Raw genomic sequence first — 11,894 nt, 5'->3', positions numbered from 1 at the left:
TTCGGCGGCCATAGCGTGAGGGAAACGCCCGGTCACATTCCGAACCCGGAAGCTAAGCCTCACAGCGCCGATGGTACTGCAGGGGGGACCCTGTGGGAGAGTAGGACACCGCCGGACTCCTTTTAAGCAAGAAGGGCCACCCAATGCTGGGTGGCCCTTCTTGCGTTAACGCGCGGCACGGACACGGGCCGGTGCGCGAGTTCCCCCGCGTGCGCTCAGCGTGGGATGGGCAACCGCAGCGTCACCTGGGTACCCGCGTCCTCGACGGAGCGCAGCGCTACGTCACCCCCGTGGCGGCGCATGACCGTGGCGACGAGCGTGAGACCCAGGCCCGATCCGCTCACATCGCGGGCGTTCTGCGCGCGGGCGAGCTCGTCGAACACGTGCGGCTGATCGTCCACGGGGATGCCTCGTCCGGCATCCGCCACCTCGATCAGCGCCCAGCCTTCCTGTTCGCGCAGGCGCACCTCGATCGGTCCGTCCGTCGAATACTTGGCCGCATTGCCGAGCACGTTGTCGAACACGAGCGAGATGAGGTCGATATCGACCGTCAGGGGCGGGACTGCCCAGGGCACGCGCGTGACCGTCAGCGCGATGCGCGCTCCTGCGCCCGGGTTCTGCTGCGCGAGCGCGGCGATCGATTCGGCGAGCAGCTGCTCGATGTCGATGCGCTCGAACTCCAGCGGCCGCGTCTCGAGCTCTGCGAGCTTGCGCAGATCGCGCACGAGGGTGCTGAGCTTCATCGACTGCGCGTCCACTGTGCGCCAGGCATCCGCCTGCGCTTCGGCGTGCTCGCCGTCCTGCGCGGAGACGGCCGTCGCCCGGATCGCGGTGATCGGGTTCTTCAGCTCGTGGTCGAGTTGAGCGAGAAAGCGCTGATGGTGGGCGCGTTCGTCGGCGCGTGCCGCATCGGTGGCCGCGGCGATCGCCTTCGCCTCGGCCTCGCGTCGGCGGGCGGCCCGACGACGGTCGACGAGGATGCTCAGTGGGATCGCCGAGGCCACGACGCCGACGCCGAAGACGACACCGGGAAGCGTCGCGGTGGCGACGAGCATCCGGTCCTCCCCGGCAAAGAGCATGGCGCCGGCGGCCAGTGCGCAGACGCCGACGGGCACGGCCGACGCGATCGCCCAGCCGACGGTTCCGCTCCGGCTCATGCGGCGACTACCTTCGGGGCGAAGAGGTACCCGACGCTCTGCGAGGTCTCGATGAAGCTCGCGTCTCCCAGCACGCGCCGAAGCTCTGCGATGCGGTGATCGACGGCGCGGCTGGAGCTTGCGAAATCGAAGCCCCACAGGGTCGACAGGAGGCGCTCGCGGGTGTGGACCTCCTGCGGGTGCAGCATCAGATACTCCAGCAGAGTCAGCGCCTTGGGTGTCAGCGTGAGCTCGGTATCGCCGCGCCAGACGCGTCGTGCCGTGCGGTCGAGCACGAGGTCGAGGGCGCGCAGCCGCGGCGCCGACCGCAGCGACCCAGCCCCCTGCGCTGTGCGCCGCAGCACCGCGCGGATCCGCGAGATGAGCTCATGCGGGTCGAACGGCTTGTTCAAGTAGTCGTCTGCACCCTCGTCGAGTGCGGCGCTGCGCTCCCACGACTCGCCGACCTGGGTGAGGAGGATGATGGGCAGCCAGAGCTGGCGGGCGCGCACGCGCCGCACGAACTCCCGACCGTCGACATGCGGCATGAGCACGTCGCAGACCACCAGGTCGGGCACGTCGCGCTCCACCTCGGCGAGGCCGGCGTGGCCGTCTTCGGCGATGCGGACGTCGAAGCCGCTGCGCTCGAGGAACGGGCCGAGCGCGCCGGTGATCGCCGCGTCGTCGTCGACGAGCAGGATGCGAGGGCGGTGCGGGCTGTCCATCGGCTTCAGCCCCGCTTCAGCACGTTGGCTGCTCCGGAGTCGGAGACGTCGGGCGTCGAGCCGGACCAGAAGACCGAGCTCGCGTCGCCCGTCACCGTGAGCTCGAGCACGTTCTCGACGAACACCGTGGTCCCGCTGCCGGCGAGGGTCAGTGCATCGACGTCATCCGCGATCACGACGCCGGCATCGATCTCGATCACGAGCTGCTCGCAGTGACCCTCGACCCGCACGATGTCGCCGTCTGCCGTGAGCGGGCCGTCGGGGCACAACATGGTGGTGTCGACAGCGGCGAGGAGCGCCTCGCGCTGCGCCTGCGTGTCGTCATCGCCCGCCTCGGCGGGCGCGTATGCCGGCGGGCTCTCCAGACCGGCATCCGAGCCTTCCGCCCCGTCGGCCGTTCCGGCCGGGGTCCGCTGGGCGCTCGGCGCGCCCGCAGACGGGTCGACGACGGCCACCGTGCACCCGGCCAGCGCCGGTGCGACGGCCAGGGCCAGCAGCAGCGCCGCAACAGAGCGATTCCTGATCACGCGCATGACGTCCATCCTCTCCTGTTCCCGCTCAGAAGGTGGCGGGAATGAAGATCTCGACCCGGCGGTTCAGCTGCCGACCTGCGGGGTTGTCGGCGCCGTTCAGCTCGTTGGGTGCGACAGGGCGGCTCTCGCCGAACCCCTCGGCGGTCAGTGTCGTCGTCACCCCGCGCTGCTCGAGTCCGGCCACGACGGACTCCGCCCGCGCCTCGGAGAGCTGCTGGTTGTAGCTGTCGGATCCGATCGAGTCGGTGTGACCCGAGACCTGCGCCTGCGCGATGTCGAGCGTCGTGAGCACCTGCGCCACCGCGTCGAGGGTGGCCGCGGCATCCGCTCTGATGTCGCTCCTGTCGAAGTCGAAGAGCACGCCGTCCTCGAAGGTGAGGGTGGTGCCGCACGACGCGAGCGGCGCGAGCGCGGTGAGCGGAGGGAACGAACCGAGCTTCGGCACCGGCGGCAGGGGGGCGGCCTTCACCCGCTCGCCGTCGACGTCGGCGGTGCCGTTACCCCAGTTCTGAATGGTGATGCGGCCGTCGGAGTAGGTGCCCGATCCGTCGCCGAAGTTCTGGATGGTCACCTCGCCGTCGGAGAAGTCGCCCGACCCGTCGCCGAAGTTCTGGATCGTCACCTCGCCGTCGGAGTAGGTGCCCGACCCGTCACCGAAGATCTGCACCGACATGGTCGCATCGGCATAGGTGCCCGATCCGTCGCCGAAGTTCTGGATCGTGACCGTGTCGTCGGAGTAGGTGCCTGACCCGTCGCCGAAGTTCTGGATCGTCACGCCGTTGATCGTCGAGGTGCCCGACCCGTCGCCGAAGTTCTGCACGGTGCCGTCGGGCCCGGTGAACGTGCCCGATCCGTCGCCGTACAGGTAGGCGGTGCCGTTGCCGGAGATCACGCTTCCGTCGGCGTCGCAGTGCGCGGGCGTCGCCGTCACCCCTGGAATGTCGGCGAGGGCCGCGTTGACCTCGATCGTGAACGCCGATGCCGAGGCGTCGAGCAGCGACAGGTCCGGCAGCACGAACAGCGGCACCGGCGGGAACTGGCCGACATCGTAGCCGGGCACCGTGGCCACCGCGGGCTCGGTCGTCGGCGTCATCGGCGTCGCGGAGGGCGTTGTGGTGGGCTTCGCGGACGGCTTCGCGGAGGGAGCGGATGCGGGGCCGGCGGCGCACCCGGTGAGGGCGAAGGCTGCGGCGAGGGTGAGGACGAGACCGCGGCGGCTGAACGACGTGAGACGTGTCGAGGAGGTCATGCTTCGACAGTAGCCAGCGACTGTGCCGACGTTGTCGCGGCGTTGTCGCAGGTCTGCGACATCTGCTTCACCGTTTCAGACGCGCTTCGAGCGTACGGGCGGTGGCGCGCACGGCGTCGGCGAGTCCGGCGGCGTCGAGGGCGTCCGCCGCCCACGTCACCGCGACCGCAGCGATCGGCCATCCGACGTGATCGTGCACGGCGACGCCGACGCTGCGGAGGCCGTCGGCGACCTCGCTGTCCTCCGTGGCGTAGCCGCGGGCGCGGACCTCGCGCAGCAGCTCGCGCAACTCGCCCGGTGTGCGCGGGCCGAGTCCGGTGCGGTCGGGGAACGCGGAGGCGTCCGGATAGAGCGCGCGTACCTGTTCGCGCGGGAGGGAGGCGAGCATGGCGCGACCGGACGCGGTGAGATGGGCGGGGAGACGCACGCCGACGTCCGTGATGAGGGCGGGGCGCCGCGGTGCGCGCTCCTCGACGATGTAGAGGACGTCGCCGCCGCTCATCACGGCGAGGTGCGCGCTTTCGCCGAGCCGGTCGGAGAGGGCGGCCACCAGCGGCCGGCCGAGCCGGGCGAGGGGCTGCTGCCTGGCGTAGCCCCCGGCGAGCTCGAAGGCCGAGGTGCCGAGCCCCCAGCGGCGCTCTTCGCGCAGGTGCAGCACGAAGCCGTGCGCGGCGAGCGCGGTGAGCAGATGGTAGACGGTGGAGCGGGGGAGCGAGAGCTCGCGGGCGATGGCGGATGCCGCGACGGGGGCCGGGCGCCCTGCGAGGTAGCGCAGGATGCGCAGTGTGTTCTCGGCGGCGGGCACCTGGGCGCCACCAGCATCCGCATTGTCTGGGATCACAGACAAAGGATGCCACGATCCCCTGCCGGGCGCGACTGGGACGGTGTGGAATCGAGACATGAGTGATCTGCCCGCTGTCTGTGTCGGCGCAGCGCCCCTGAGCGCCGCCGACGTCGTCGCCGTCGCCCGACACGGTGCCCCCGTCGCCATCTCCCCAGAGGCCCTCGCGCGCGTCGCCGAGACCCGCAGCGTCATCGACGGCCTGGCCGCCGATCCGCACCCGCATTACGGAGTGTCCACCGGGTTCGGGGCTCTTGCCACCACCTTCATCGCCCCTGAGCGTCGCCGCCAGTTGCAGGCGAGCCTCATTCGCTCCCACGCTGCGGGCACCGGTCAGGAGGTCGAACGCGAGGTCGTGCGGGGGCTTCAGCTGTTGCGCCTGCAGACCCTGGCATCCGGTCGCACAGGGGTTCGCCCGATCGTCGTCGAGACCTACGCAGCCCTGCTGAATGCTGGCATCACCCCGATCGTCCGCGAGTACGGCTCGCTCGGCTGCTCTGGTGACCTCGCGCCGCTCGCGCACATCGCGCTGGCGACGATGGGCGAGGGCGATGTGCGCGTGCGCCCTTCGTCAGGCTCAGGGACCGGGGAGGCGGTCCCGGCATCCGAGGCGCTCGCCGCCGTCGGCATCCAACCCCTCACCCTCGTCGAGAAGGAGGGCCTCGCCCTCATCAACGGCACCGACGGGATGCTGGGCATGCTCGTGCTCGCACTGCATGACCTCGATGAGCTGCTGCTCACGGCTGATATCGCCGCCGCGATGTCGATCGAGTCGCAGCTGGGCACCGACGCCGTCTTCGCCGCCGACCTGATGGCGCTACGTCCGCAAGTCGGTCAGGCCATCTCCGCCGCGAACCTGCGCGCCTTCCTCCGCGCCTCCCCGATCGTGCACAGCCACAAGGGACCGGAGGACGGTCGGGTGCAAGACGCCTATTCGCTTCGCTGCTCGCCGCAGGTGCACGGCACCGCCCGCGACACCGCCGGGTACGCGGCGACGATCGCGGACCGCGAGCTGGCCAGCGTCATCGACAATCCGGTGATCACGCTCGACGGTCGTATCGAGTCGAACGGCAACTTCCACGGTGCGCCAGTGGCCGCCGTGCTCGACTTCCTCGCGATCTCGGTCGCCGACCTGGCCTCGATCTCGGAGCGCCGCACGGATCGCGCCCTCGATCCTGCCCGCAGCCACGGACTGCCCCCATTCCTGGCCAGCGAGGTCGGCGTCGACTCCGGCCTCATGATCGCGCAGTACGCCGCGGCCGGCATCGTGTCCGAGCTCAAACGGCTCGCCGTTCCGGCATCCGTCGACTCCATCCCGTCGTCGGCGATGCAGGAGGACCATGTGTCGATGGGCTGGGCGGCCGCCCGAAAGCTGCGCCGCGCGATCGACGGCCTCGGCCGTGTGCTCGCGATCGAAATCCTCACCGCGGCCCGAGCCCTCGATCTCCGCGCACCGCTGCAGGCGGGGCCGGCGACCGGTGCCGTGCGCGACCTCGTCCGCACGGTGGCGGCGGGTCCCGGTCCCGACCGCTACCTCTCTCCCGACATGGAGGCCGTTACTGCCCTCGTGCAGTCCGGCGCCATCGCCCGCATCGCAAAGGAGCACATCGATGACTGACGCACGTATCGTCCGCGCCCCGCGCGGCAACGAGCGCACCGCCAAGAGCTGGGGCGCCGAGGCTGCCAAACGGATGCTGATGAACAACCTCGACCCCGAGGTCGCCGAGCACCCCGAAGACCTCGTCGTGTACGGCGGCACCGGCCGCGCCGCGCGCAGCTGGGAGGCGTACGACGCGATCGTGAGCACCCTCGATGAGCTCGAACCCGATGAGACCCTGCTCGTGCAGTCGGGAAAGCCCGTCGGCGTGTTCCGCACGCACGAGTGGGCGCCGCGGGTGCTCATCGCGAACTCGAACCTCGTCGGCGACTGGGCGACGTGGCCCGAGTTCCGTCGCCTGGAGTCGCTCGGCCTCATGATGTACGGGCAGATGACCGCAGGTTCGTGGATCTACATCGGCTCGCAGGGCATCCTGCAGGGCACCTACGAGACCTTCGCCGCCGTCGCCCGCTCGCTCGGGCGGGACTCGCTCAAGGGTACGCTGTCGCTCACCGGCGGAGCCGGCGGCATGGGCGGCGCACAGCCGCTCGCTGTGACCATGAACGAGGGTGCCGTGCTCATCGTCGACGTCGACGAGACCCGCCTCGCCCGCCGGGTCGACCACGGCTACCTCGATGTGTACTACGCCGACCTCGACGAGGCAGTGGCGCGTGCGGTCGCCGCCAAGGACGCGGGTGAGGCGCTCTCGGTCGGCATCGTCGGCAATGCCGCCGAGGTCTTCCCTGAGCTCCTGCGCCGCGGGGTCCCGATCGACGTCGTCACCGACCAGACCAGCGCGCACGACCCGCTCGCGTATCTGCCCATCGGCATCTCCGTCGCCGACTGGAAGGCCGAGGCCGAGCGCGATCCGGAGGAGTTCACGCGCCGGTCCCGTGAGTCCATGGCCGCGCACGTCGAGGCGATGGTGGGATTCCAGGATGCCGGAGCCGCCGTGTTCGACTACGGCAACTCGATCCGCGCCGAGGCGCAGCTGGGCGGCTTCGACCGCGCCTTCGCGTTCCCCGGCTTCGTGCCCGCGTACATCCGTCCGCAGTTCGAAGAGGGCAGGGGTCCGTTCCGCTGGGCCGCGCTCTCGGGTGACCCGGAAGACATCCGCAAGACCGATCGGGCGATCGCAGAACTGTTCCCCGAGGACGCGGCCCTGCACCGCTGGCTCGAGAAGGCCGGCGAGAAGGTGCACTTCGAGGGCCTGCCGGCCCGCATCTGCTGGCTGGGCTACAAGGAGCGGCACCTCGCCGGACTCAAGTTCAACGAGATGGTCGCCTCGGGCGAGCTGTCGGCGCCGATCGTGATCGGCCGCGACCACCTCGACTCCGGCTCCGTCGCCTCGCCCTACCGCGAGACGGAGGCGATGAAGGACGGATCGGATGCCATCGCCGATTGGCCCCTGTTGAACGCGCTGCTGAACACGGCGTCGGGGGCCAGCTGGGTGTCGCTGCACCACGGCGGCGGCGTCGGCATCGGCCGTTCGATCCACGCCGGCCAGGTCACGGTCGCCGACGGTTCGGCGCTCGCCGCCGAGAAGCTCGAGCGCGTGCTGACGAACGATCCAGGAACGGGCGTCATGAGGCACGTCGACGCTGGTTACGATCACGCGAAGGACATCGCGCGGGAGCGCGGGCTCAAGGTCCCGATGGGACTCTGACGGCGGGCGGCGGCCCGCTCCGTCCACCATCGGAGGATCGGACGGAGCGGGGCGGGTCGCGGACACACGACCGACACGGCGGGAGCGGATATGCGCACACTGATCACGAACATCGGCGAGCTGACGACGAACGACGGGCCGGTGCTGCGCGAGGCCGCCGTCCTCATCGAGGACGGTCTGATCAGCCGGGTCGGCGGCGCGGCGGACGGCTGGGTCGTCGAGCTTCTCGAGGCGGCGCCGACCTCTCGTCGGGTCGCTGAGCCTGCCGCCGGGTCGCACGGCGCATCGCCGGGTTCTGGGTCGCCCGGCGCAGTGCCGGTCGCCGCGTCGCTCGACGCAGTGCCGGGCACGTCCTCCGGGATCGAGGTCGTCGACGCCGGAGGCCGCGCCGTCATCCCCGGGTTCGTCGACAGTCACAGCCACCTCGTCTTCGGCGGCGACCGTGCGGCCGAGTTCGAAGCGCGCATGGCCGGCGAGAAGTACGCGGCAGGCGGCATCCGCTCCACCGTCGCGGCGACGCGCGCCGCCACTGACGACGAGATGCGGGCCCGGCTGCGCGGCTTCCTCGCCGAGATGCACGCTCAGGGCACGACCACCGTCGAGATCAAGAGCGGCTACGGGCTCGACGTCGACACAGAGGAGCGCCTCGTGCGGCTGGCCGCCGAGGTGACGCCCGAGGTCACCTTCCTCGGCGCGCACGTCGTGCCGGCGGAGTACGCCGACGACCCCGACGGCTACGTCGATCTCGTCGCCGGGCCCATGCTCGAGGCGTGCGCTGCGCATTCGAAGTGGATCGATGTGTTCTGCGAGACCGGGGCGTTCTCCGTGGCGCAGGCGCGCCGGGTGCTCGAAGCGGGCATCGCCCGCGGACTCGCCCCTCGCCTGCACGCCAGCCAGCTCGGGCCCGGCGAGGGCGTGCTTCTGGCGGTGGAGCTGGGGGCAGCATCCGTCGATCACGGCACCTATCTGACGGACGTCGACATCACGGCGCTCGCCGGATCGGAGACCGTGCTCACGCTGCTGCCCGGCGTGGAGTTCTCGACGAGGCAGCCCTATCCGGACGCGCGTCGGCTCATCGACGCGGGCGTTACGGTCGCTCTCGCCTGCGACACGAATCCGGGGTCGAGTTTCACGAGCTCGATGCCGTTCTGCATCGCCGTCGCGGTGCGAGAGATGGGCATGACCGTCGATGAGGCGATCCGGGCCGCCACCGCGGGAGGCGCCGCAGCGCTGCGCCGCGACGACATCGGCGTGATCGCCCCGGGATACCGCGCCGACCTCGTGCTGCTGACGGCGCCGACGCGCGTGCATCTGGCGTATCGGCCGGGAGTGCCGCTCGTCGACCGGGTCTGGAAGGACGGCGTGCCGGTCGCCTGACCGCGCGCCGGGCCCTCATGTCGCGCTGTCGAAACTGGTGTCGCGCTGTCGAAACTGGTGTCGCGCTGTCGAAACTGGTGTCGCGCTGTCGAAACTGGTGTCGCGCTGCTGGCCCCTCGGTGTCGCGCTGTCGATTTCGGTGTCGCGCTGTCGAAATCTGCACGCGCTGCTGGAAACTCGACAGCGCGTGCAGGGAAGAGCAGCGCGACGCGGGGAAGAGCCGCGGGGAAGAGCAGCGCGACGCGGAGATGAGTAGCGCGCCGCGGAGAAGAGCAGCGCGCCGCGGAGAAGAGCAGCGCGACGGACGGGCCGCTCGCAGAACGGAGAATCATGGCACTGAACGATGGTGTGCGTCCGCCGCTGACGCACGATGAGCTCTGGCCGCGCGCCGGATCGTGGCCCGCGTTCACCGCGGGTGAGAAGGCGGATGCCGTGCTGGTCGGCGTCCCGACGTGGCGCACGTCCCTGTCGCCGACGGGTGCACATGCGACGCCGGCGGCGATCCGCGACGCCCTGCCGCGGTACAGCGCCACGCTGATGGGGCCGCCGTTCGTCGACCTGAACGCGGCGCTGCGCATCGTCGACGCGGGCGATGTCGAGGAGCCCGACGGCGTGCGCGGGCATGCGCGGACCGTGACGAGGGTCGCGGAGCTGGCGGATGCCGCGCGGCTCGTCATCGCGCTCGGCGGCGACAACTCGCTCACCTATCCGGTCGCGCGCGGGGCCGGGGCCACCGGTCTCATCACGATCGATGCGCACTTCGACTTGCGCGACGGGGTCTCGAACGGCTCGCCGGTGCGGAGGCTCGTCGAAGACGCACCGGAGTCCGAGCGCATCGACCCGACGCGCATCGTGCAGATCGGCATCGCCGACTTCGCGAACTCTGCAGCCTACGCGCGGCGCGCCGCCGACTGGGGAATCCGTGTGGTCACGCTCGACGAGCTGCGTCGGCGCAGCATCCGCGATGTGGTCAGCGAGACCGTCGAGATCGCCGGGGCGGGAGCGGATGCCCGCATCCACCTCGATGTCGACGTCGACGCCGCCGATCGGTCCGTGGCGCCGGGGTGCCCTGCGAGCGTGCCAGGGGGGCTGGCCGCGTGGGAGCTGCGTGCGCTCGTACGGGCGCTCGCCGCAGACCGCCGGCTCGTCAGCGCTGACCTCGCCGAGGTCGATGCGACGGCGGATGCCGACGACGCCCGCACTGTGCGCCTCGCCGCCCTGTGCGTGCTCGAGTTGCTCGCGGGGCTCGCGGTGCGCTGAGTCCGCGTACCGTTTGTCGGGCGGGGAGCGGCGACACGCCGGCATCCGCTCTGGATCGGCCCGACGAACGGGAATCGGCCCGACGGATGGACCGGTGGGCCGGGTGGGAGGTGCCGCGGGTGGTCGGGCAGGGCGCGTCCCGCATCTGGCCGGCGCGGTGCGCTGAGTCCGCGTACCGTTTGTCGGGCGGGGAGCGGCGACACGCCGGGATCCGTTTCGGATCGGCCCGACGAACGGGAATCGGCCCGACGGATTGACCGGGCATCGGCCGGGTCAAGGGTGCAGATCAGCGGGATGCCGGCCGGGTGTGTGGCTTGGGGTGCGCTGGGTCCGCGGGGCGGTCACGGCACCTGCTTGCGCGGCGCGCGGTCTGCTGAGTCCGCGTACCGATTGTCGGGCGGGGTGCGGCGACGCGCCGGCATCCGCTCTGGGTCGGCCCGACGAACGGGAATCGGCCCGACGGATTGACCGGGGCGGAGGGGAGCGAGCCGGTGCGGAGGGGGCGGGGGCGGAGGAAAAGCGCCGGGGGCAGGGCGCCAGATCGGGCAGGGCGCCAGATCGGGCAGGGCCTAGAACAACAGATAGACGGCGCCCGATACGGTGAGCGCGATCACGAGCCGGTCGAACAGGCGCTGCGGGATGCGCTTCGCGATGCGCAGTCCCACGAGGCCCGCGGCCACCACGAGCGGCGCGAGCAGCAGGTCCATCAGCAGCACCTGCGGGGTGAACAGCCCGAGACCGGCGAGAAAAGGCACCTTCACGAGATTCACGATCGCGAAGAACCACGCCGAGGTGCCCAGGAACACCTGCACCTGCGTGCGCGTCGCGAGGAAGTACATCGCCATGACCGGACCGCCCGCGTTCGCGACCATGGTGGTGAAGCCGCCCAGGGCGCCGTAGGTCGATGACAGCAGGATGCCGCCGCGCACCGCTGGTGCGGCATCCGCTCTGTCCTGCAGCCGTCGGCGCCACAGCGTGATCGCGATCATGACCAGCAGGATCACCCCGACCGCCCGGCGCACGATGCCGTCACCGGCCAGGGCGAGGAACACGAAGCCGGCGAGCAGTCCCGCGATCACGGCGGGCGCGAGCCGCAGGAGTGTCGGCCAGTGCGCGTGCCGCCGGTAGGCGATGAGGGCGAAGACGTCACCGACGATGAAAAGCAGCAGCATCGCCGCTGTCGAGGTGCGGGCAGGCAGCGCCGCGGCGAACAGCACCACGGCCAGGGTCCCGCCTCCGGGCACCGCCGCCTTCGAGAGGCCGGTGATCACCGCGGCCAGGCACAGGGCGACCCAGGCCCAGACGCCGAGGTCGATCACCGGTCGATCTCTGCCGCGAAGGCGGCGTCGCCGCGGGGGAGCATGACGCCGGTAGGGAACGCGGGGCCGCGGGGGAGCACGCCGCCGGTAGGGAACGCGGGGCCGCGGCGGAGCACGCCGCCGGTAGGGAGCGCGAGGCCGCGGCGGAGCGCGAGGCCGCGGGGGAACGCGAGGCCCCGGGGGAGCCGGAG

Annotated in this window: 11 protein-coding genes and 1 rRNA gene; 5 read left to right on the top strand and 7 right to left on the bottom strand. The window is 71.2% G+C overall.

The features are described from left to right. Positions 1–117, top strand: a 5S ribosomal RNA gene (rrf, locus tag QM568_RS00115). A gap of 98 nt (positions 118–215) precedes the next feature. Here rrf and QM568_RS00110 read toward each other — a convergent pair. The 5 genes from QM568_RS00110 to QM568_RS00090 form a co-directional block, all read right to left on the bottom strand. Continuing rightward, positions 216–1,157 (bottom strand): sensor histidine kinase, encoded by a 942-nt coding sequence (locus tag QM568_RS00110; protein WP_415134560.1) that lies wholly within the window; start codon positions 1,155–1,157, stop codon positions 216–218. Further along, the gene (locus tag QM568_RS00105) at positions 1,154–1,861 is read right to left on the bottom strand and encodes a response regulator transcription factor (protein ID WP_415134558.1); all 708 of its coding nucleotides are present in this window, start codon (positions 1,859–1,861) and stop codon (positions 1,154–1,156) included. The genes QM568_RS00110 and QM568_RS00105 overlap by 4 nt, the downstream gene beginning before the upstream one ends. 5 nt (positions 1,862–1,866) lie before the next feature. After that, positions 1,867–2,394, bottom strand: a complete 528-nt coding sequence (locus QM568_RS00100; protein WP_415134556.1) for a DUF3060 domain-containing protein — start codon at positions 2,392–2,394, stop codon at positions 1,867–1,869. Between the two features lie 25 nt (positions 2,395–2,419). Then, complete coding sequence (locus tag QM568_RS00095; protein WP_415134554.1) at positions 2,420–3,643, bottom strand: OmpA family protein; 1,224 nt, start codon at positions 3,641–3,643, stop codon at positions 2,420–2,422. 67 nt (positions 3,644–3,710) lie between these two features. Next, positions 3,711–4,490 carry an IclR family transcriptional regulator gene (locus tag QM568_RS00090; protein WP_415134552.1) on the bottom strand — a complete coding sequence of 260 codons (780 nt, stop codon included), beginning with the start codon at positions 4,488–4,490 and terminating at the stop codon, positions 3,711–3,713. A 52-nt stretch (positions 4,491–4,542) separates the two neighbouring features. Between QM568_RS00090 and hutH the strand changes: the two genes are divergently transcribed. The 4 genes from hutH (at position 4,543) to QM568_RS00070 (ending at position 10,384) form a co-directional block, all read left to right on the top strand. Continuing rightward, positions 4,543–6,102 (top strand): histidine ammonia-lyase, encoded by a 1,560-nt coding sequence (hutH, locus tag QM568_RS00085; protein ID WP_415134550.1) that lies wholly within the window; start codon positions 4,543–4,545, stop codon positions 6,100–6,102. Beyond that, the gene (hutU, locus tag QM568_RS00080) at positions 6,095–7,747 is read left to right on the top strand and encodes a urocanate hydratase (RefSeq protein WP_415134548.1); all 1,653 of its coding nucleotides are present in this window, start codon (positions 6,095–6,097) and stop codon (positions 7,745–7,747) included. The genes hutH and hutU overlap by 8 nt, the downstream gene beginning before the upstream one ends. Before the next feature lie 90 nt (positions 7,748–7,837). Beyond that, the gene (gene hutI, locus QM568_RS00075; protein WP_415134546.1) at positions 7,838–9,124 is read left to right on the top strand and encodes an imidazolonepropionase; all 1,287 of its coding nucleotides are present in this window, start codon (positions 7,838–7,840) and stop codon (positions 9,122–9,124) included. Positions 9,125–9,454: 330 nt separating this feature from the next. Then, entirely contained in the window at positions 9,455–10,384 is a 930-nt protein-coding gene (locus QM568_RS00070) for an arginase family protein (RefSeq protein ID WP_415134544.1), read from the top strand. A 569-nt stretch (positions 10,385–10,953) separates the two neighbouring features. Here QM568_RS00070 and QM568_RS00065 read toward each other — a convergent pair. Together QM568_RS00065 and QM568_RS00060 are read right to left on the bottom strand one after the other, a co-directional pair. After that, positions 10,954–11,703, bottom strand: coding sequence for a sulfite exporter TauE/SafE family protein (locus QM568_RS00065; RefSeq protein WP_415134542.1), 750 nt, complete (start codon positions 11,701–11,703; stop codon positions 10,954–10,956). Continuing rightward, a partial coding sequence (locus QM568_RS00060) for a hypothetical protein (RefSeq protein ID WP_415134540.1) occupies positions 11,700–11,894 on the bottom strand: 195 nt, incomplete at its 5' end. The genes QM568_RS00060 and QM568_RS00065, both read right to left, overlap by 4 nt.

The organism is Microbacterium sp., assembly GCF_047607465.1.
Classification (GTDB): Bacteria; Actinomycetota; Actinomycetes; order Actinomycetales; family Microbacteriaceae; genus Microbacterium.
The sequence above is the reverse complement of the archived record's forward strand: the minus strand, read 5'-3'. Positions and strand labels throughout refer to the sequence as shown.